Origin of the sequence: Alistipes sp. (genome assembly GCF_048465575.1) — a bacterium.
In the GTDB taxonomy this organism is placed as follows: domain Bacteria; phylum Bacteroidota; class Bacteroidia; order Bacteroidales; family Rikenellaceae; genus Alistipes.
The window spans coordinates 41556-62110 of the sequence record NZ_DBFWLG010000022.1 but is presented as its reverse complement, the minus strand read 5'-3'; the positions used below and the strand labels follow the sequence as shown (position 1 = coordinate 62110).

The window sequence follows — 20555 nt, the reverse complement described above, 5'->3', positions numbered from 1 at the left end:
GATCAGTCGTTTTCGAGTTTTTGCAGGCAGTAGAGCATCGACTCCCGCCAGTGGGGTATCTCGATGGCGAACATGCTTTTGACTTTGCTCTTGTCGAGCACCGAATAGGCCGGGCGTGCGGCCTTGGTCGGGAACTCCGCCGTGCGGCAGGGGAGGATCCGGCAGCCGTCGTGTCCGGCCGCCGAGGCGATCTCCACGGCGAAATCGTACCACGAGGCGACGCCCTCGTCCGAAAAGTGGTAGATGCCCTCGTTCCCGGCGTAGCGGTCGCCCTCGATGATCGAGAAGAGCGCCAGCGCCAGGTCCCCGGCATAGGTCGGCGTGCCAACCTGGTCGAAGACCACTTTCAGCTCCTCGCGTTCGGCGGTCAGCCGCAGCATGGTCTTCAGAAAGTTGTTCCCGAATTGGGAGTAGAGCCACGCCGTGCGGAAAATCAGGTATTTGCAGCCCGAAGCGGCGACGGCCTGCTCGCCGGCCAGTTTCGTACGTCCGTAGACCCCCAAGGGCGACGTGGCGTCCTCCTCCGTATAGGGCAGGTGCGCCTGCCCGTCGAAGACATAGTCCGTGGAGATATGAAAGAGCGTTGCGCCCGTTGCGGCCGCGGCCCGGGCCAGGTTCTCGGCGGCACGGCAGTTCAGCTGTTCGGCCGTCGCCGCATCCTCCTCGGCCCGTTCCACATTGGTATAGGCCGCGCAGTTGACCGCCACGTCGATCCGCTCGCGGCGCATCGTTTCGAGCACGGCGTCGGCGTCGGTGATGTCCAGCTCCGCGACGTCCGTGAAAACGTAATGGTGGGGCGAGACGGCTCCCAGCCGGCGCATCTCGCTGCCCAGCTGTCCGTTCGCACCGGTTATCAGGATATTAAGCATAATAGTCGACGTTATAATCGAACAGTTCCGGAGCATCGGCCAGCAGCGGATGGGCGCTGTCCTTGGGCGACAGCACCACCTCTTCGGGGCGCAGGCGCCAGTCGATGCCGATGGCCGGGTCGTTCCAGGCGACGGCACCCTCCCGATCGGGCGCATAGGGGTTGTCGCACTTGTATTGGAAAACCGCCTCCTCGCTCAGTACCGAGAAGCCGTGGGCAAAGCCCCGGGGGATGAAGAACTGTCGGTGGTTCTCTTCCGTAAGTTCCACCGCTACGTGTCGTCCGAAAGTGGGTGAGCCCCGGCGAATGTCCACCGCCACGTCCAACACCCGGCCGCGGACTACGCGGACCAGTTTCGACTGCGCCCACCGTCCTTTCTGGAAATGCAGACCCCGCAGCACGCCGAACCGGGATTTCGATTCGTTGTCCTGGACGAACCGGACCGGACGGACCAGCTCGTCGAACCGCTTTTGCGAATAGCTCTCCAGAAAATAACCGCGGGCATCCCCGAAGACGTCGGGTTCCAGGATCACGATCCCTGGTATCGCCGTTTCGATGACTTTCATAGTGTATGGGTGGTTTCTTCGAGGACTTTCAGCAGGTATCGACCGTACTGGTTTTTAAGCATCGGCTGCGCCAGCGCCCGCATCGTCTCTTCGGTGATCCAGCCGTTGCGGTAGGCGATTCCCTCCAGACACGCGACCTTGAGACCCTGCCGCTTCTCGATCACCTCCACGAAGATCGACGCCTCGGCCAGCGAGTCGTGCGTGCCCGTGTCGAGCCAGGCGAAGCCGCGCGGAAGCGGCTGGACCCGCAACTCCCCCGAGCGCAGAAACTCCTGGTTCACCGTGGTGATCTCCAGTTCGCCCCGGGCCGAGGGTTTGATCCCTTTGGCCACCTCCACGACCTTGTTGGGATAGAAATAGAGACCCACCACTGCGTAGTTGGATTTGGGATATTCCGGTTTCTCTTCGATCGAAAGGCAGTTGCCGGCCCCGTCGAATTCCGCGACCCCGTAGCGCTGCGGGTCCTCCACGCGGTAGCCGAAGACCGTGGCCCTGGCCTCCTGATCGGCATTCCGAACAGCCTCGCGGAGCATCCCCGTAAAGCCCGAGCCGTGGAAGATGTTGTCGCCCAGCACCAAGCAGACCGAATCCCGTCCGATGAACTCTTCGCCGATCAAAAACGCCTGCGCCAGACCGTCCGGCGACGGCTGCTCGGCGTACGCGAACCGGACCCCGTAATCCGAACCGTCGCCCAGCAGACGCCGGAAACCCGGCAGGTCCTGGGGGGTCGAGATAATCAGAATATCCCGGATTCCCGCCAGCATAAGGGCCGAGATCGGGTAATAGACCATCGGTTTGTCGTAGATCGGGAGAAGCTGCTTGCTCACTCCTTTCGTAATCGGGTACAAACGTGTGCCGGAACCTCCGGCCAGAACAATGCCTTTCATGCCAGATAACTATTATGCGTTGATGCTCTGCCGGTACCAGTCATAGAGTTTTTCGACTCCCTCCTCGATCCCGATCCGGTGGTGCCAGCCGAGGTTGTGGAGCTTCGTGACGTCGCACAGTTTGCGCGGCGTGCCGTCGGGTTTCGAGGCGTCGAAATGCAATTCGCCGGTGTAGCCGACCGTCTTGACGATCAGCCGCGCCAGGTCGCCGATCGTAATCTCCTCGCCCGTGCCGATGTTGATGTGGCAGTTGCGCACTTCCGGGCCCGTTCCGCGCACGTCCTCGAAATCGACGTGTTCCATGACGAAGACGCTGGCGTCGGCCATCTCCTCCGACCAGAGGAACTCGCGCAGCGGTGCGCCCGTTCCCCAAAGGGTCACGCAGTCGGCCGAGATACCGTATTTGGCCAGTACGGAAGCGATCTCCTGCTGTGTCGCCGAGCCGTCCACACCCTCCACCGGACGCAGATTCATGTCTGCGCGAACGGCCTCCAACGCTCCGGTGCGCATGCAGTGCGCGAGGAACACCTTGCGGATCATGGCGGGCATGACGTGCGAGTTCTCGAGGTGGAAATTGTCGTTGGGCCCGTAAAGGTTCGTGGGCATGACGGCGATGTAGTTGGTGCCGTACTGGAGGTTGAAGCTCTCGCACATTTTCAGTCCGACGATCTTCGAAAGGGCATAGGGTTCGTTGGTGTATTCCAGTTCGCCCGTGAGCAGGTACTCCTCCTTGATTGGCTGGGGGCAATTTCGCGGGTAGATGCAGGTCGAACCCAGCGCCAGCAGCTTTTTGACACCGTGGCGGAACGCCTCGCCGATCACGTTCTGCTGGATTTGCAGATTCTCGTAGATGAAATCGGCCCGGTAGGTGTTGTTGGCCAGAATGCCCCCGACATGGGCCGCGGCGAGGATCACATACTCGGGCTGTTCGAGATCGAAAAATCGTTTGACCGCAGCGCCGTCGAGCAGGTCCAACTCCTTGTGCGAACGTCCGACCAGGTCGGTGTAACCTTTCGATTGCAGGTTGTTCCAGATGGCCGAGCCGACCAACCCGCGGTGGCCGGCGACGTATATTTTCGCAGTTTTTTCCATCGTTACGCCTCTATTTTCGAGCGAAGATAGAGTTTTTTGACGAATTTCATATCATGTTCGACCATGATTTTCACCAATTCGGGGAACGAGGTCTTGCGGGGATTCCATCCCAGCAGCGTGCGAGCCTTGGTCGGATCGCCCAGCAGTTGCTCGACTTCGGACGGACGGAAATACTTGGGATCGACCTCGACCAGCACACGGCCGGTGGCCGCGTCGACGCCCTTTTCGTCGACGCCTTCCCCCCCCCATGTCAATTCGATACCCACCTCGCGGAACGCAAGCGTAGTGAATTCGCGTACCGAGTGGTATTCGCCCGTTGCAATGACGAAATCTTCGGGCGTCTCGTGTTGCAGGATCAGCCACATGCACTCCACGTAATCCTTGGCGTAGCCCCAGTCGCGCAGCGAATTGAGATTGCCCAGGTAGAGCTTGTCCTGGAAGCCTTGTGCGATGCGGGCTGCGGCGAGCGTGATCTTGCGCGTGACGAACGTCTCGCCCCGGCGCTCCGATTCGTGGTTGAACAGAATCCCGTTCACGGCGAACATGCCGTACGACTCGCGGTAGTTCTTGGTGATCCAGAATCCGTACTGCTTGGCCACGCCGTACGGGGAGCGGGGATAGAACGGAGTGGTCTCCTTTTGGGGAATCTCCTGCACCTTGCCGAAGAGTTCCGAGGTCGAAGCCTGGTAGATGCGGCACTTTTTTTCGAGCCCGAGAATCCGCACGGCCTCCAGCAGACGGAGCGTACCGACGGCATCCGCATCGGCGGTGTATTCGGGAACGTCGAACGAAACTTTGACGTGCGACTGGGCCGCGAGGTTGTATATCTCGTCGGGACGCACCTTTTGCAGTATCTGGATCAGGGAACTCGAGTCGGTCATGTCTCCGTAGTGGAGGTCGACCAGCCGTTTCTGCTTCATGTCGCGCACCCATTCGTCGAGGTAGAGGTGTTCGATGCGCGCGGTGTTGAACGAGGAGGAACGGCGGATGATGCCGTGGACCTCGTATCCTTTTTCGAGCAGGAATTCAGCCAGGAACGAACCGTCCTGACCCGTGATGCCGGTAATTAAAGCAACTTTTGACATGGGAATTTATGAGTTTGAATTAGATTCTGTCGATGATTTTCTGCACGACCAGGAACCAGCCGTCCCGCTGGGGCTGCCGGGCGCGGATGAATGCGGCCAGGCGGGCATAGCGGTCCGGGTTGCCGTATTTGAAGCGCTGCACGCAGAAATAGAGACCGAACGTGGCCGTCACGCTTGTCAGTACGACGATGAGCGTCTGCATGTCGGCCGACACCCCGTGCAGGTAGGCGAAAGCCCAGATCGCAATAACCAACGTATTGAGCGATAATATGGTGACGGTCGTAATGACGTGCGAGAATCCCAGATCGATGAACATGTGGTGCAGATGCGTCTTGTCGGGATGGAAAGGCGACTTGCCGCTCAGAATCCGGGTGCTCATGACCCGCAGGGTGTCGAAAACCGGAATGGAGAGCACGGCCAGCGTGAAAGGAATGACCGAAGCCGAACTGTTGACCAGCAGCTCCGGAGCCAGCAGGTGCGTGGAGTTTATCAGCCGCGTGACATAGGCGGCCAACACGATCCCCAGCACGAGTGTCCCGCCGTCGCCGATAAACATTTTCGACTCCTTGCCGAAGACGTTGTGCAGGAAGAAGAGCGTCATGGCGCCTACCGTCGAGGCGCAGAGGATGACCATGGGGTAGTCGCCCACGAAATAGAACGCCACCGAGCATACGATGCTGGCCATGACGCCGAATCCCGACGAAAGGCCGTCCACGCCGTCGATCAGGTTGGTGGCGTTGATGATTCCCACGGCGGCGAAAACCGTCAGGGGCACGGCGATCCAGTCGGGAATGGTCGTGATGCCCCACAAACCGAGCAGGTTGTTCATCTTGTAGCCTGCACCCATATAGATCAGTACCAGCGCTGCCCCGATCTGCACGGCCAGCCGGGTGACGGCCCTCAGGTCGAGAATGTCGTCCATCGTACCCAGGTAGAGCATGAGCAGCATGGAGGTCAGGAGCACGAACAGTTCCGAACACTCGGCCAGAATGCCTGCGATCGAGAGGCTCATGAAGATACCGAAAAAGACCGCCACACCGCCCAGGATGGGGACGGGCTCTTTCTGGAGCTTCCGTGCATTCGGATTGTCGACCAGATCCTTGATCTTGGCGATCTTGACCAGGTGCGGATGGATGATCCACACGGCGGTCAGCGAGATGAGGAACGGCAGTACGATGAGTTCGAAATAGTCTAAAAATTCCATAGGCTAACGTCTTTGCAGCAAACGACGGACTTTCTCCGATCTATTCGGTCATGAGTTTTTCGATGAATTTCGCAGGTACATAGGCCGTCAGTGCAGTGGCTATGTCGCGGATCGCCACGGCGACCTTGCTGTGGCCCTTGTGGCGGATATAGACCCCCTCGATTCCCCTGAAAGGGCCGTCCGTAATCCGCACGCGGTCGCCGCTGCTCAGGTCGACCGCTTCGGGCGGTACGATTTCGACATGCTCGTTCAGCGTGGCTACGACGGCGATAAAGTCCTGCATCTCGCGCTCGGGAATCACGGTAGGGGTGTTGGTCTCGCGGTTCATGATGTAGCGGATCGGCAGCGCCGATTCGCTTTTGATGCGTTTCAGTTCCCCGGCCGATGTGCGCACGAAGATCAGGTTGTGTACCAGCGGTTCCCACACTTTGCGCGAGGTGCCGTTGTAAGTCCGTACGGCCGTATGCATCGGGATGTAATTCTCGATGCCGATGCCGTCCAGATAGCTCTTTACCAGCATTTCCCGGCTGTACGTTACACGGATGGCAAACCACGCCTGGCTCTTGTCGGATCGTTCTATTATGGACATTCCCTGGGGACACCGCCGCTAAAGAGCGGCAGTCGATATTGTTGAAATCGTATGTGAATCCATCTCACGCGCATCCCTACGATAGGGCCTGCGCACCCTCTTCTATCGCACGCAAAGGTAGTAAAAATTCCGAAGCAGCCTTCGGCTCCGCCATTCGGACTCTACTCCAAAACGTCCGGGGTGTAAACAAAAAAGGACATAAAAAGGGCTGACAATGTCTCTTTTGCGCCTCTTTATGTCTTGTTTGCATGGAATTGCACCAAGGGTGCTTTCTCCCGTTTGCAGTACAAAGATAGCTATTTATTTCAAAAATAAAAACGAAAAGGGAGATTTCGTCTCTTTTTATCGACCGTAACGATCATTTTCCGAATGCCGCCCTCGCCGGAACGGTCCGAATCGTGTAAGAACCGGTCCTTTCAACTGTTGCAACCGGACGGAGGGTGCTGCCGCACGCATACAAAAAATCATTTGCCGCAGTTTTTCGCACGGTTTACCTTGCCCGGAATTCCTACATTGTACCTATCTTTGTTGGGAAACCAATACTTATGTAAAAGATGAAATACCTGCTGACTCTTTTCTTGGCTGCCGCAGCCCTCGCGGCACGGGCCGGACAGACATTTCCCGACGGCACGGCCGTCGATCCCTGGTTCGACGCATGCGTGAAGATCGATCCCGCGGCGTTGGGCGAACAATTCGTCGTAACGGATTATGGCGTGGTGCGCGACAGTACGCTTATCCAGACCCGAGCCTTGCAGGCCGTGATCGACCGCGCGGCCGAACGGGGTGGGGTAGTCGTGATTCCCGAGGGCGTCTACCTCACCGGGTCGCTCTTCTTCAAACCGGGAACCCACCTGCGCGTGCTCGAGGGCGGCGTCTTGAAAGGCAGCGACGAAATCTCGAACTTCCCGATCGTCGACACCCGCATCGAGGGCCAGTCGCTCAAATACTTTGCCGCCCTGATCAATGCGGACAGCGTGGACGGCTTCACCATTTCGGGCGCAGGTGCGATCGACGGCAATGGCGAACGTTACTGGCGTTCGTTCTGGCTGCGCCGCAAAGTCATCCCCAAATGCACCAACATGGACGAATTGCGGCCCCGGCTGGTTTACATTTCCAATTCACGGAACGTGCATCTGGAGGGCGTGACGCTTCGCAATTCGCCGTTCTGGACCACGCACATCTACCGTTCGGAGTTCGTGCGGCTGTCGGGGCTGCGGATTCTCGCGCCGTTCGAACCGGTCAAGGCGCCCAGTTCCGATGCCATCGACCTGGACGTTTGCTCCAATGTCCACATCAGGGGGTGCTACCTCTCGGTGAACGACGACGCCGTGGCGCTCAAAGGGGGCAAAGGTCCCTGGGCGGACACCGAACCCGGGAACGGGGGCAATTACAACATCGTCATCGAAGATTGCACCTACGGCAAGTGCCACAGTGCGCTGACCTGCGGCAGCGAGTCGGTGCACAACCGCAACATCGTGCTGCGCCGCTGCACGGTAGACGGCGCCAACCGCCTGCTGTGGCTCAAGATGCGCCCGGATACGCCGCAGAATTACGAATATATCCTGGTCGAGGATATTACCGGAAACGTCGGTTCGTTTCTGTTCGTGAAGCCCTGGTCGCAGTTCTTCGACCTTAAAGGCCGCCCGGACAGGCCCATGTCCTACTCCTCGCACGTGACGATGCGCAACATCGACCTCGATTGCGAGACGTTCTTCAACGTCCGCCGGGCCGAAGATCAGTACCTGCTGTCCGATTTTCGGTTCGAAAACCTGACGATTCGTGCCCGTGACACGACCTGCCGCCGCGATTACGTCCGCAATTTCGAGTGGAAGAACGTGGACGTGTCGCCCCGGCCTTGAAACCCGTGGTCGAGTGGCAATAAAAAACAGAGGTAATCGACCGATTGCCTCTGTTTTTCGTGAACCCGCTGGGGCTCGAACCCAGGACCCCAACATTAAAAGTGTTGTGCTCTACCTGCTGAGCTACGGATTCTCCGTGTACCAATCGGAATTTCTCCGTTTTGGTGGTGCAAATGTACGGATTATATTTTAATTTCCAACATCCGGACCGGAATTTTTAACCCATCCGCCGATTTTTTGCGGCCAGGGTCCTGCCAAACGATTCGGGTGCTTCCGCGGTTGAATTTGCAGTTGCGGGATTTTATTGCTAATTTTACTCAGCGAATTTTCCCTAAACCGATCCGACCATGCGTACGTTAGCTCTTTCGATCGCCTTTATACTCTTCATTGGCACCGTAACTGCCCAGTCCACCGCGACCCTCGACCAGCTGGCCAGTAAAATCGAAAGTCTGGAAACCAAATTCGAATCCTTGAGAGGGCGTGACGCAGGCCCGTATAATCCCTATTATCAAACCAGCGTCGACGACTTGGCGAAAAAGACTGACGAGCTGCAAACCAAACTCGACCGGTTTTCGGGCAGTTCCTACTCCTCCTACGGCACGGGCAGCCTTTCGGACCTCTCGAAAAAGTACGACGAATTGAGACGCAAGGTCGAAAGCCTTTCGGGCAGTTCGTATGGTACGCCCAGCCTTTCCGACCTCTCGCGGAGGGTCGAACAGCTGGAGCGCAAGGTGAACGAAACATCGTCGCTCGGATCGAATCTCCGCAGTCTGGAGGATAAAGTCCGCTCGCTGGAAAGCAAGGTTCGCAGTCTCTAATCGAAAGTCCGATAAAGGATGATTTGGGATTGCCGAAATAATGTCTAATTTTGTATCCCAAACGAATCAAATTTCAAAACGATATGAAAGCATTAATTATCGGTGCCGGAGGTGTCGGAACGGTGGTAACCCAGAAGATCGCCGCCGATCCCGTCTTCACGGACGTGATGCTGGCCAGCCGCACCAAATCCAAATGCGACGCCGTAGCCGCTGCAATCGGAGGCAACCGCGTGAAGATCGCCGAGGTCGATGCCGACAATGTGGCTGAATTGTGCGAACTGTTCAGCGCGTTCCGACCCGACATCGTGGTCAACGTGGCTCTCCCTTACCAGGACCTCACGATCATGGACGCCTGCCTGGAGTGCGGCTGCAACTACCTCGATACGGCCAACTACGAACCCAAGGACGAGGCGCATTTCGAATATTCGTGGCAGTGGGCCTACCAGGACCGCTTCCAGGCGGCCGGGCTGACGGCCATTCTCGGCTGCGGCTTCGATCCCGGCGTCACGGCGATCTTCACGGCCTATGCCGCGAAGCACCATTTCGACGAAATTCACTACCTCGACATCGTCGACTGCAACGCCGGCAACCACGGCATGGCTTTCGCCACCAATTTCAACCCCGAGATCAACATCCGCGAGGTGACGCAGAAAGGGCGCTACTACGAGGACGGCCGCTGGGTGGTCACCGAGCCGCACGAGATTCACAAGCCCCTCAACTATCCCTGCATCGGCGAGCGCGAGTCGTATGTGATCTACCACGAGGAGCTCGAATCGCTGGTGAAGAATTACCCGACGATCAAGCGTGCCCGCTTCTGGATGACCTTCGGCCAGGAGTACCTTACGCACCTGCGCGTGATCCAGAACATCGGCATGGCGCGCATCGACCCGATCATCTACAACGGGGTCGAGATCGTGCCCATTCAATTCCTCAAGGCCGTGCTGCCCGATCCCAAGTCGCTGGGCGCCAACTACCACGGTCAAACCTCGATCGGCTGCCGCATCCGCGGCATCAAGGACGGCAGGGAGCGCACCTATTATATTTATAACAACTGCGACCACGAAGAGGCTTTCCGCCAGACCGGCACGCAGGCCGTCAGCTTCACGACGGGCGTTCCGGCGGCTTTAGGGGCTTCCATGTGGGCCAAGGGGCTGTGGCGCGGCGCCGGGGTCTTCAACGTCGAGGAGTTCGACCCCGATCCGTTCCTGGCGGAATTGGGCAAGCAGGGACTGCCGTGGGTCGAAGAGTTCGACATCGACCTGGAGGTGTAGTTTTTCCTCGCACGCAATGCTGCGGACCGTTAAGAGCGGTCCGCTTTTTTTGCGGCCCCATCATTAAAGAATCGGATCTACGAATTTTCCGTAGATCTTTCCGGATCGCAGCCATTCCAAGTCGATCTGGGGATAGTGTTCGTGAATAAGCCGAGCCAGTTCCAAGGGGATGGGATCGTTGCTCCGTGCAACCCGGTAAAGTTCCCCTGAATCGGGAAGACCCAGGCGGCGTGCCAGTGCTACGGGGCCGAGACCCGCGGCACGCATGACGAACGAAAGACGGGCCGCAGCGGTTTCGTAACTCTCGCTGATGGTAAACAAATATTTGGGACGATTCATAAAATACGAACGCGGACTAATGTTACTCATTCTACAAAAGGCTCTGGTAAGGCCCCGCTAAAAACAAGCACATATAGCCCGCGCCGTAATGACGTAGGAGATACACACCCTGTGCCATCCGGCGCGAGCTGCGCCGCAAAGGCAGGATATGCGCTCGACCGAGTCAACAATTTACCAGATTCCAGCACGGTCAAGTCAACCCGCTCCTGCGGATTGCACGGCAAAGATAGCAAATTAGTCTGTCAATCCAAAACATGCGGTCGGGCAATCGCTGTCGGGGTAAGTATAAATACCTATTTCTGCGAAATCCCGCCTGCGGCAAGGCGGTTTTAGCAATGATTTTGTTAATTTTGCAACGTTTTGAACTCCATCCGCTTCGGCGACCGTTCCGCTTGCCGCAGCCAATTTGAACGACTGAACTTTGAAAGCTGAAATACTTGGCAGACTGCCCTCCCCGTGCTATGTGCTCGACGAGGCGTTGCTCGACCGGAATCTGGAGACGATCGACCGCGTGCGCCGCGAGTCGGGGGCCGAGATCATCGTGGCGCTGAAAGCCTGCGCCATGTGGAGCATCTTCCCCGAATTGGCCCGCCACTCCGACGGTGCTACGGCCTCTTCCGCCGCCGAGGCCCGCCTCGTGCTGGAGGAGTTCGGCCGCCCGGCCCACACCTATGCCCCCGTCTATACCGACCGCAATATCGACGAGATCGTGCGGTGCAGCGACCACATCACGTTCAACTCCCTGGCGCAGTTCGAACGTTTCGGACAAAAGGCCCTTATCAACGGCATCTCGTGCGGTCTGCGAATCAACCCCGGCTATTCACCCGTCGAAACCGACCTCTACAACCCCTGCGTCGCCGGTTCTCGTTTGGGAATCACCGCGGAGCAGTTGGGTGAACTGCCCGCAGGCATCGAGGGGCTGCATTTCCACGTACTGTGCGAATCGCGGCCCGAGCATCTGCGGCTGGCGCTGGAAGCCGTCGAGCGCCGTTTCGGAAAGTACCTCGACCGCATCGAATGGCTCAATATGGGCGGCGGCCACCTGATGACCCATGCCGATTACGACTGCGACGCGCTTATCGCCGTATTGCGGGAGTTCCGCGCGCGGCATCCGCACCTGCGGCTCATCCTCGAACCCGGCAGCGCCTTTACCTGGCGGACGGGTTACCTGGTCTCGACCGTCGAAGACATCGTGGAGAACGGCGGGGTGCATACGGCGATGCTCGACGTTTCGTTCGCCTGTCACATGCCCGACTGCCTCGAGATGCCCTACAAACCCGCCATCGTGGGTGCGCACGAACCCGCCCCGGGCGAGAAGCGCTGGCGCATGGGCGGCACGAGCTGCCTGGCGGGCGACTACTGTGGTGACTGGGCTTTCGACCACGAACTGCGGGTGGGGGAGCGCATCGTATTCGAGGACATGATCCACTACACGATGGTCAAAACCACGATGTTCAACGGCGTGCAGCACCCCGCGATCGTCATCGTGCGCCGTGACGGGCGCATCGACCTCATCCGCGAATTCGGCTACGAGGATTTCCGCAACCGCATGTCATAGACTATTACACTCAAACACAGATAGATGAAAGATTTTACACCCTCAGCCTACACTCTCGAATGCGTCGCCACGGGGCGCGAGTTCGCCGACGAAGGCTGGACCCTCGAAGACCGCATGTGCAAAACCCCCTCGCTCGTCCGGACCCGTTATGCGAAGAAACAACTCGACGTAAAGCCGGCTGAATACGGACTCTACCGCTTTGCGGACTGGTTACCCGTGCGGCGGATGCTCACGGGCTCGTCCGCACCGGTCACCTACCGCAGCAAGGGGCTGGGCAAACACCTGGGACTGGAGAACCTCTGGATCACGTTCAACGGCTACTATCCGGCCATCGGTGCCACGATGACCACCTGCTCGTTCAAGGAGACCGAGGCCTATTCGGTCTGCGCACGCGCTGCGGCGGACGAAGAGCGCGTGCTGGTGGTGGCTTCGGCCGGCAACACGGCCCGCGCATTCGCCAAGGTCTGCTCCGACAACCACATCCGCCTGCTGCTCTCGGTGCCTTACGACAACATCGAGGCGCTGTGGTTCGACCAGCCGCTCAACCCCTGCGTGAAGCTGATTTCGTGCGAAAAGGGGGGAGACTATTTCGACGCGATTCACCTTTCGAACATCGCCCTGAAGGGTCCGGGATTCTATGCCGAGGGCGGAGCGAAGAATGTCGCCCGCCGCGACGGCATGGCCACGACGGCCCTCTCGGCCGTGACGACCATCGGCCGCATTCCCGACTACTATTTCCAGGCCGTCGGCAGCGGCACGGGCGCCATCGCAGCCTGGGAGGCCAACATGCGATTGATCGAAGACGGGCGTTTCGGTACGAACACCATGAAACTGATGGTCTCGCAGAACGCGCCGTTCGTTCCCATGTTCGACGCCTGGCGTGCCAATTCGCGCAAGATGCTCCCTTACGACGACGACAAGGCCCGCCGCGACGCCGAGATCATCGACGCCAAGGTACTCTCGAACCGCCGTCCTCCGTATGGACTCGCCGGCGGGTTGTACGACGCCTTGAAAGCTACCGATGGAGAGGTCTTCGCCGCCACGAACGCCCAGGCCCGCAAGGCCCGCAAACTCTTTCACGAGTTGGAGGGGGTCGATATTTACTCGGCCGCGGGCATTGCCACCGCTTCGCTGATCAAGGCCGTGACCGACGGACGGGTCGGGAAAGACGCCACCGTCATGCTCAACATCACGGGCGGCGGCGAGGAGCATTTCAAGGAGGGAAAGGAGCTGTGGTACCTCAAGCCGAGCCACGTCTTTCCGCTCGAACCCGATGTGGACGACGTGGTGGCTAAGGTCGAAGCACTGTTTAACTGATCCTTCAAATACAAGGGCTTATGAAAAAGATTCTGATCTTGCTGGCTGCGTCGTTCGCGGCCGCAGCAGGAAACTCGCAGGAGCTTCCGACCCATCGGTTTGCCGATGCGGTCAACCATTTTCGCATGGACCACGACAAGGGAAGCTACGAGCGCTACCGGCCCGACCAGTTCCGCGAGATCGCCGACAACATCGTTGCCTACCAGAATGCCGACGGAGGCTGGCCGAAGAATATCGACATGCTTGCCAAGCTCGACCCCGACTCCGTCAAGCAGGCGCTCGCGCCGTTCCGCCGCAAGAGCACGCTCGACAATTCGAACGTCTACACGCAGGCCGAATTTCTCTCGAACGTCTGGTCCCTTACCCGGGACACGACGTACAGCGGCTCGGCGCGCCGCGCTTTCGAATACATGCTCTCGACGCAGTACCCCAACGGCGGCTGGCGCGGCTGGGACGTGGATGCCGTGACGTTCAACGACGGAGTGATGGAGGGTGTGCTCGACACGTGGCTCGACGTGCTGGAGGGCAACCCGATCTATGCGTGGGTGGACGATGTGCTGAAGGCCCGTATCCGGACCTCGTTCGATCGCGGCATCGAAACCGTGCTTAAATGCCAGTATGTTCAGTATGGCGTCAAGACTGTCTGGCCGCAGCAGAGCGACCATGAGACGCTTCAGCCCTGCAAGGCCCGATCGTACGAATTTCCGTCTCTGTCGGCGGGCGAAAGCGCCGGATTGGTGATGCTGCTCATGCGGATCGAGAATCCGTCGCCCGAGGTGGTCGAAGCCGTTAAATCCGCCGTCGCGTGGTTCGAACGATCAAAGATCACGGGCAAGAAGATCGTAACGGTCTCCGTACCCGAGGGGCTGGAGGAGGACCGCAGCATCAAGCGCGACCGCCTGCTGGTCGATGATGCGGAGGCTGCGCCCATCTGGGCGCGCTTCTACGAGCTGGAGACCAACCGCCCGTTCATGTCCACGCGCGAGGGCAAGATCGTCTACAACCTCTGCGAGGTCCCGGCCGAACGGCGCACCGGCTACGCCTGGTATGGCGGCTGGGGCAACAAGGTGCTGAAAAAGTATCCCTCATGGTTGCGTAAAGTCGAGAAAAAAAGCGGCAAATAGTCCGAATTTACTATCTTTGCAGCGGTTTGGAAGAAGGCATGCAGCCGGACCTCTCCAAACCGCTTTTTTATTAATTAATTATTCAAGACAAGATGAAAAGCATCAGAACAAACCGGATTCCCTGTTTTCGCCGGTGGTGCCGCAAGGGCTGGGCAGCCTTTGCGAGTCTGCACCGCTGCGTGATGATCGGAGTCCTCCCGTTCACGATGTCCATTCTCTTGCTCACGACGCAAGGCGCATCGGCGCAGGCTTCCGACACCGCGGCCGTCCTCAGGACGCTGCGTATCGACGAAGTCGGCGTTTCGGGGACTCAAACCTCCCCGTCGCAGAACGCCTTGTCGCACACCCCGCTTTTCGACCGGAAAGCACAGACTGCGGAGCCCGTCCAGACACTGGAAGCCGCTCTGCGTCTGGCACCTCAGGTCGATCTGCGGGAGCGCGGGAGCAAGGGCACACAGGCGGACATCTCCATTCGGGGAGGCTCTTTCGACCAAACCATGATTCTATTGAACGGCATCGACTTCACGGATGCCCGCACGGGGCACCAGTCCCACTCGCTGCCCGTTGATCTGGACTGCATCTCGGGCGTCGAATTGCTCGACGGCGTGCCGGGCGTGGGCGCTTACGCGGGGGCGGTGAATATCCGCACGGCGCCGCTGCGGCCGCGTTACCTGCGCTTCGAGGGCGCCGGCGGCCAGCACGGCTACGCCTATGCGAACCTCTCGGGTGCCGTTACGACGGAGCGCCTTTCGGTGCTTGCCGCGGCTTCGTACCGCCGCAGCGACGGCTACATGCACAACACCGATTTTACCACGTACAACGCTTTCGTCCGCGCCTCGTACGAGACCGTTCGGGCCGGCTATTTCGACTTTCAGGCCGGGTATCAGGACCGCGCATTCGGCTCCAACGGATTCTATGCCGCCTACAACCCCGACCAATGGGAGCGTACCTCCACGGCCCTCGCATCGCTGCGCTGGCAGGGCGGGGCGGGGCGCTTCTCGTTCGGAGCTTCGGCGAGCTACCGCAAGAACTTCGACCGCTACGACTGGACGCGCGGTGAAGCCATGAACCGACATGTCACGGACAACGCGGGTGTCCGGGCATGGGCCGACTGCGACTGGACGGGCGGCGTGACCACCCTTGGCGGTGATTATGCGTTCAATCACATTTTCAGCACCAACCTCGGCGAACCGCTCCCGCATCCGCATGGCCGCTACACCCACGCCACCTCCCGCCATACGGGCAACCTCTGGCTGCGGCACGTCAAGCGCTGGGGAAGGTTGTCCGTGACGGCGTCCGGGGGCCTGAGCCTTACCTCCTATGGCAGTTCGGTCCTGTGGAACCTGGCGGGCGAATACACACCCGTCGACGGGCTGCATCTGGAAGCCGGCGTGTCGCAGTCGATGCGCCTTCCGACCTTCACGGACCTCTATTACACCTCCCCGGCGCAGATCAATAACCTCGATCTTGGACCCGAGCGGGCCATTACGGGGCGTCTCGGAGCCGCGTATGCAAAAAACCGCTGGAATGTCTCGCTGTTGACCTACTACCGGGCCGGGCGCGACGTGATCGACTGGGTTTTGCGCGAGGATATGGAGGGCAAATGGCACTCCGAGCAGTCCAGCCGGCTCAACACTTACGGCCTGGAGCTGACTGGCGGCTACTCTTCTGGCGCGGGATTCCTGCGGCGCCTGACGCTCTCGTATGCCTATGTTACCACCAGCCGCAACGAGGAGGTGATTGCCCGCAGTGCCATGGATTTCATGCGGCACAAGGCCGCCCTTGCCGTGGAGTTCCGCTTCCTCAGGCGCATGTCGCTCGCGCTCACCGGGTCGGTCTCGGACCGCAACGGCAGTTACACGCACTATCCCGTGTCGGGCGATTCGTCCGTGAGCGAGGTGCGCGATTATGCACCTTACCTGTTGCTCGACGGACGCCTTGCGTGGGAGAAGGGCATCTGCCGTCTCTATGTCGATGCCACGAACATCACCGACACCAGCTACTGCGACCTGGGCGGTATCCGCCTGCCGGGTGCCTGGGTCGTCGCAGGCGTCACGTTGACCATCGGCAGGTAAAACTTTTATCCGGCTGCATTCGGCCCGCTGCATAACCTGCGGCGGGCTTTCTGTTTTTTTTATTAGGGCGGTTTTCCCGTTACGATTTATCGCTGATCTGAGAAAAAATCGCTATATTTGAAGCATAAGAATCCAATAGATAACCCATATGGAGAAAAGAATCGTAGAATGCGTGCCCAATTTCAGCGAGGGGCGCGACCGGAACGTCATCCGGCAGATCACTGACGCCATCGAGACTTCGGGCGGCGTGAAGCTGCTCGACGTGGATCCCGGCGAGGCTACCAACCGTACTGTCGTTACGTTCGTCGGCGAGCCCGAAGCGGTTGTGGAGGCCGCTTTTCAGGGCGTAAAGCGGGCCGCCGAGCTGATCGACATGCGCAGCCACAAGGGGGCGCATCCCCGCATGGGCGCCACCGATGTGCTGCCGCTGATTCCCATTGCAGGCATCACGCTCGAGGAGTGTGCCGCCCTGGCCCGTACACTGGCCCAACGCATTGCAGACGAGTTGCGCATCCCGACCTACTGCTACGAAGCCGCCGCGTTTACGCCCCAGCGGCGCAACCTGGCCGTCTGCCGGGCGGGCGAGTATGAGGCGCTGCCCGAAAAGCTGGCGCACCGGGAGTCGGCTCCCGATTTCGGTGCGCGGCCCTTCGACGAGGGCGTGGCCCGTACGGGTGCCACGACCGTCGGCGCCAGGGACTTTCTGATCGCTGTCAATTTCAACCTCAACACCACCTCTACGCGCCGGGCCAACGCCATTGCGTTCGACGTGCGCGAAAAGGGGCGTCCGGTCCGCGAAGGCAATCCCGTAACGGGGAAGATCGTCAAGGATGTCTCCGGAAATCCGGTCATGCAGCCCGGGACGCTCAAAGCTACAAAAGCCATCGGCTGGTTTATCGAGGAGTACGGCATCGCCCAGGTCTCGATGAATATCACCGACATTGCCACTACACCGCTGCACGCGGCTTTCGACGAGGTGTGCCGCAAGGCCGACGCCCGCGGCGTTCGGGTCACGGGCACCGAGATCGTGGGGCTTGTTCCCAAACGGGCGCTGCTCGATGCGGGACGCTATTTTCTGGGGAAGCAGCACCGCTCGACGGGTATCGCCGAGGAGGAGATCGTCCGCATCGCCGTCAAGTCGATGGGGCTCGACGATCTGAAACCGTTCAAACCCGAGGAGAAGGTGATCGAATACCTGCTGGAAGCGGAAGATCGAAGGAAGCGGCTTATCGACATGACCTGCAAGGATTTTGCCGCAGAGACGGCCAGCGAATCGCCCGCCCCCGGCGGCGGCTCGATCGCGGCCTACATGGGGGCTCTGGGCGCGGCTTTGGGTGCGATGGTCGCCAACCTTTCGGCGCACAAGGCCGGCTGGGACGACCGCTGGGAGGAGTTCTCGGACTGGGCCGAAAAGGGCCAGAGGCTGCTTGCGGAACTGCTGCATCTGGTGGATGAGGACACGGAGGCTTTCAACCGCATCATGGCCGTATTCGCCATGCCCAAAACCACCGACGAGGAGAAAGCCGCCCGCGGTGCGGCTCTCGAAGCGGCCACCCTCTATGCCACCGAGGTGCCGCTGCGGACGATGAAGGCCGCTTCGAAAGTATTTGAAATCGTGCGGACAATGGCCTCGGAGGGTAACCCAAATTCGGTGTCGGATGCAGGAGTGGGCGCTTTGGCGGCCCGCAGCGCCGTGCTGGGGGCTTTGCTGAACGTGAAGATCAATGCCGCCGGGCTGAAAGACCGTGCCAAAGCGGAAGCGCTTGTTGCCGAGGCGAATGCCCTTGCGGAGGACGCCGTGCGGCTCGAACGGGAGGTGCTGGAGATCGTCGAACAAAAAATAGGATAGATATGACACTGACCGAATTTCAGAACGACATCCGCGCAGGTATTCCCGATCGGCTGCCTGCCGCCAAAGCCTACGACAAACAGATCAACCATGCTCCCAAACGCAAGAGCGTCCTTTCGGACGAGGAGCGGGCGCTGGCGCTGCGAAACGCCCTGCGTTACTTTCCCGCCAAACATCACGCCGTGCTGGCCCGGGAGTTTGCCGAGGAGCTGCGCAAGTACGGGCGCATCTACATGTACCGCCTGCGTCCCGATTACGACATGTACGCCCGGCCCATCGACCACTATCCGGCCCGGTGCCGTCAGGCTGCGGCCATCATGTTGATGATCCAGAATAACCTCGACCCGAAAGTGGCGCAGCATCCGCACGAACTGATTACATACGGGGGCAACGGCGCCGTGTTCCAGAACTGGGCGCAGTATCGACTGACCATGCAATACCTGTCGGAGATGACCGACCAACAGACCCTTGCCATGTATTCGGGTCATCCGCTGGGACTGTTCCCTTCGCATCCCGACGCGCCGCGCGTGGTGGTTACCAACGGCATGGTGATCCCGAACTATTCGAAGCCGGACGACTGGGAGCGCCTGAACGCCCTGGGGGTGTCGCAGTATGGGCAGATGACCGCCGGGTCCTACATGTATATCGGTCCGCAGGGCATCGTCCACGGCACGACCATCACGGTGATGAACGCTGCGCGCAAACGCTTCACCGACGGCCGCACCGATCCGCGCGGCATGTTGTTCGTCACCTCGGGTCTGGGCGGCATGTCCGGAGCGCAGCCCAAGGCCGGAAATATCTCGGGTGTAGTTTCAGTTACGGCCGAGATCAATCCCAAGGCAGCTCGGAAACGTTACGAGCAGGGGTGGGTCGACGAACTGCACGAGTCGCTCGACGAACTCATTCCGCGCATCCGCCGGGCCGTAGCGGACAAGGAGGTCGTCTCGCTGGCCTATGTGGGCAATGTCGTGGACCTCTGGGAGCGGCTGGCCGCTGAGCAGATTCCAGTGGATTTGGGTTCCGACCAGACCTCGCTGCACAACCCCTGGGCGGGCGGCTACTATCCCGTCGGCTTGAGTTACGAGGCTTCGAACAAGATGATGGCCGAGGAGCCGGTGCGTTTCCGCGAGTGCGTGCAGGAGTCGCTGCGCCGCCAGGTGGACGCCATCAACAAATTGACCGCCGCGGGCATGTATTTCTTCGATTACGGCAATGCGTTCCTTCTGGAGGCCTCGCGCGCTGGGGCCGCCGTGATGGGCGAGGGCGGACGTTTCCGCTATCCCTCTTACGTGCAGGACATCATGGGCCCCATGTTCTTCGATTACGGCTTCGGGCCGTTCCGCTGGGTCTGCACCTCGGGCCGTGCGGAGGACCTCGAAACCACCGACCGCCTGGCCGCCGAAGCGCTGGAGGAGATTCGCCGAACCGCTCCCGACGAAATCCGGGGACAGCTGGACGACAACATCCACTGGATACGCGAAGCGGGCCGCAACCGCCTCGTCGTCGGCTCGCAGGCCCGCATTCTCTATGCCGACGCCGAGGGACGCACGAAGATCGCGCAGGCTTTCAACCGTGCCATCGCCGACGGCCGCATCTCGGCGCCCGTGGTGCTGGGGCGCGACCACCACGACGTGTCGGGCACCGATTCGCCCTACCGCGAAACGTCGAACATCTACGACGGTTCTTCCCGGACGGCCGACATGGCCATTCAGAACGTCATCGGCGATGCGTTCCGCGGTGCGACGTGGGTTTCGATCCACAACGGCGGCGGCGTGGGCTGGGGCGAGGTCATCAACGGCGGCTTCGGCATGATGATCGACGGCTCCGGGGATTCCGACCGCCGCATCCGCGACATGTTGTTCTGGGACGTCAACAACGGCATTGCCCGCCGCAGCTGGGCCCGCAACGAGGGCGCCTTGTCGGCCATTCGGCGCGAAATGGAACGCACGCCCGGCCTGCGGGTCACGCTGCCCAACGCGGCAGACGACGAAATTGTCAGGAAAGCCCTCGAAGAGTAGCTATAATTGTTAATTATGAAATTTGAATTGTGAATT

General features: G+C 59.9%; 17 protein-coding genes and 1 tRNA gene. 9 read left to right on the top strand and 9 right to left on the bottom strand.

The window, feature by feature from the left end:
- Positions 1-2: 2 nt before the first annotated feature.
- Genes rfbD through ACMQ11_RS06680 form a run of 7 tightly spaced genes read right to left on the bottom strand, consistent with a single transcriptional unit; the run spans position 3 to position 6291 of the window.
- Positions 3-869 (bottom strand): dTDP-4-dehydrorhamnose reductase, encoded by an 867-nt coding sequence (rfbD, locus tag ACMQ11_RS06710; RefSeq protein ID WP_418991991.1) that lies wholly within the window; start codon positions 867-869, stop codon positions 3-5.
- Complete coding sequence (rfbC, locus tag ACMQ11_RS06705; protein ID WP_418991990.1) at positions 862-1434, bottom strand: dTDP-4-dehydrorhamnose 3,5-epimerase; 573 nt, start codon at positions 1432-1434, stop codon at positions 862-864. Before rfbC ends, rfbD begins: the two co-directional genes overlap by 8 nt.
- Entirely contained in the window at positions 1431-2321 is an 891-nt protein-coding gene (gene rfbA / locus ACMQ11_RS06700) for a glucose-1-phosphate thymidylyltransferase RfbA (protein ID WP_418991989.1), read from the bottom strand. Before rfbA ends, rfbC begins: the two co-directional genes overlap by 4 nt.
- A 12-nt stretch (positions 2322-2333) precedes the next feature.
- Positions 2334-3413, bottom strand: coding sequence for a GDP-L-fucose synthase family protein (locus tag ACMQ11_RS06695; RefSeq protein ID WP_418991988.1), 1080 nt, complete (start codon positions 3411-3413; stop codon positions 2334-2336).
- 2 nt (positions 3414-3415) lie between these two features.
- On the bottom strand, positions 3416-4498 hold the full coding sequence (gmd, locus tag ACMQ11_RS06690) for a GDP-mannose 4,6-dehydratase (RefSeq protein ID WP_418991987.1): 1083 nt from the start codon (positions 4496-4498) through the stop codon (positions 3416-3418).
- A 19-nt stretch (positions 4499-4517) separates the two neighbouring features.
- Positions 4518-5702 carry a glycosyltransferase family 4 protein gene (locus ACMQ11_RS06685; RefSeq protein ID WP_418991986.1) on the bottom strand — a complete coding sequence of 395 codons (1185 nt, stop codon included), beginning with the start codon at positions 5700-5702 and terminating at the stop codon, positions 4518-4520.
- Positions 5703-5742: 40 nt separating this feature from the next.
- The gene (locus ACMQ11_RS06680; protein ID WP_418991985.1) at positions 5743-6291 is read right to left on the bottom strand and encodes a UpxY family transcription antiterminator; all 549 of its coding nucleotides are present in this window, start codon (positions 6289-6291) and stop codon (positions 5743-5745) included.
- Positions 6292-6845: 554 nt separating this feature from the next.
- Between ACMQ11_RS06680 and ACMQ11_RS06675 the strand changes: the two genes are divergently transcribed.
- Positions 6846-8150, top strand: coding sequence for a glycoside hydrolase family 28 protein (locus ACMQ11_RS06675; RefSeq protein ID WP_418991984.1), 1305 nt, complete (start codon positions 6846-6848; stop codon positions 8148-8150).
- Positions 8151-8210: 60 nt separating this feature from the next.
- On the opposite strand, the gene ACMQ11_RS06670 is transcribed toward ACMQ11_RS06675, so the two are convergent.
- Positions 8211-8283, bottom strand: a tRNA-Lys gene (locus ACMQ11_RS06670).
- A 394-nt stretch (positions 8284-8677) separates the two neighbouring features.
- Here ACMQ11_RS06670 and ACMQ11_RS06665 point away from each other — a divergent pair.
- Positions 8678-8968: a hypothetical protein gene (locus ACMQ11_RS06665; protein WP_418991983.1), complete on the top strand. Its 291-nt coding sequence runs from the start codon at positions 8678-8680 to the stop codon at positions 8966-8968.
- Between the two features lie 83 nt (positions 8969-9051).
- On the top strand, positions 9052-10239 hold the full coding sequence (locus tag ACMQ11_RS06660) for a saccharopine dehydrogenase family protein (RefSeq protein ID WP_418991982.1): 1188 nt from the start codon (positions 9052-9054) through the stop codon (positions 10237-10239).
- Positions 10240-10302: 63 nt separating this feature from the next.
- On the opposite strand, the gene ACMQ11_RS06655 is transcribed toward ACMQ11_RS06660, so the two are convergent.
- Positions 10303-10560, bottom strand: a complete 258-nt coding sequence (locus ACMQ11_RS06655; protein WP_418991981.1) for a hypothetical protein — start codon at positions 10558-10560, stop codon at positions 10303-10305.
- A gap of 439 nt (positions 10561-10999) precedes the next feature.
- On the opposite strand from ACMQ11_RS06655, the gene nspC reads away from it, so the two are divergent.
- The 6 genes from nspC (at position 11000) to ACMQ11_RS06625 (ending at position 20519) form a co-directional block, all read left to right on the top strand.
- Entirely contained in the window at positions 11000-12136 is a 1137-nt protein-coding gene (gene nspC, locus ACMQ11_RS06650; RefSeq protein WP_418991980.1) for a carboxynorspermidine decarboxylase, read from the top strand.
- Positions 12137-12160: 24 nt separating this feature from the next.
- Positions 12161-13453 carry a cysteate synthase gene (locus ACMQ11_RS06645; protein WP_418991979.1) on the top strand — a complete coding sequence of 431 codons (1293 nt, stop codon included), beginning with the start codon at positions 12161-12163 and terminating at the stop codon, positions 13451-13453.
- Positions 13454-13473: 20 nt separating this feature from the next.
- Positions 13474-14577: a pectate lyase gene (gene pelA / locus ACMQ11_RS06640; protein ID WP_418991978.1), complete on the top strand. Its 1104-nt coding sequence runs from the start codon at positions 13474-13476 to the stop codon at positions 14575-14577.
- Positions 14578-14669: 92 nt separating this feature from the next.
- Positions 14670-16652 carry a TonB-dependent receptor plug domain-containing protein gene (locus tag ACMQ11_RS06635; protein ID WP_418991977.1) on the top strand — a complete coding sequence of 661 codons (1983 nt, stop codon included), beginning with the start codon at positions 14670-14672 and terminating at the stop codon, positions 16650-16652.
- A gap of 148 nt (positions 16653-16800) precedes the next feature.
- Positions 16801-18501 (top strand): glutamate formimidoyltransferase, encoded by a 1701-nt coding sequence (ftcD, locus tag ACMQ11_RS06630; RefSeq protein ID WP_418991976.1) that lies wholly within the window; start codon positions 16801-16803, stop codon positions 18499-18501.
- A gap of 2 nt (positions 18502-18503) precedes the next feature.
- Complete coding sequence (locus ACMQ11_RS06625; RefSeq protein ID WP_418991975.1) at positions 18504-20519, top strand: urocanate hydratase; 2016 nt, start codon at positions 18504-18506, stop codon at positions 20517-20519.
- Positions 20520-20555: the final 36 nt, after the last annotated feature.

What these genes read in the sequence shown, in the direction of transcription:
- rfbD (WP_418991991.1), bottom strand. Translation starts at nt 869, where the DNA reads ATGCTTAATATCCTGATAACCGGTGCGAACGGACAGCTGGGCAGCGAG.
- rfbC (WP_418991990.1), bottom strand. Translation starts at nt 1,434, where the DNA reads ATGAAAGTCATCGAAACGGCGATACCAGGGATCGTGATCCTGGAACCC.
- rfbA (WP_418991989.1), bottom strand. Translation starts at nt 2,321, where the DNA reads ATGAAAGGCATTGTTCTGGCCGGAGGTTCCGGCACACGTTTGTACCCG.
- ACMQ11_RS06695 (WP_418991988.1), bottom strand. Translation starts at nt 3,413, where the DNA reads ATGGAAAAAACTGCGAAAATATACGTCGCCGGCCACCGCGGGTTGGTC.
- gmd (WP_418991987.1), bottom strand. Translation starts at nt 4,498, where the DNA reads ATGTCAAAAGTTGCTTTAATTACCGGCATCACGGGTCAGGACGGTTCG.
- ACMQ11_RS06685 (WP_418991986.1), bottom strand. Translation starts at nt 5,702, where the DNA reads ATGGAATTTTTAGACTATTTCGAACTCATCGTACTGCCGTTCCTCATC.
- ACMQ11_RS06680 (WP_418991985.1), bottom strand. Translation starts at nt 6,291, where the DNA reads ATGTCCATAATAGAACGATCCGACAAGAGCCAGGCGTGGTTTGCCATC.
- ACMQ11_RS06675 (WP_418991984.1), top strand. Translation starts at nt 6,846, where the DNA reads ATGAAATACCTGCTGACTCTTTTCTTGGCTGCCGCAGCCCTCGCGGCA.
- ACMQ11_RS06660 (WP_418991982.1), top strand. Translation starts at nt 9,052, where the DNA reads ATGAAAGCATTAATTATCGGTGCCGGAGGTGTCGGAACGGTGGTAACC.
- ACMQ11_RS06645 (WP_418991979.1), top strand. Translation starts at nt 12,161, where the DNA reads ATGAAAGATTTTACACCCTCAGCCTACACTCTCGAATGCGTCGCCACG.
- pelA (WP_418991978.1), top strand. Translation starts at nt 13,474, where the DNA reads ATGAAAAAGATTCTGATCTTGCTGGCTGCGTCGTTCGCGGCCGCAGCA.
- ACMQ11_RS06635 (WP_418991977.1), top strand. Translation starts at nt 14,670, where the DNA reads ATGAAAAGCATCAGAACAAACCGGATTCCCTGTTTTCGCCGGTGGTGC.
- ftcD (WP_418991976.1), top strand. Translation starts at nt 16,801, where the DNA reads ATGGAGAAAAGAATCGTAGAATGCGTGCCCAATTTCAGCGAGGGGCGC.
- ACMQ11_RS06625 (WP_418991975.1), top strand. Translation starts at nt 18,504, where the DNA reads ATGACACTGACCGAATTTCAGAACGACATCCGCGCAGGTATTCCCGAT.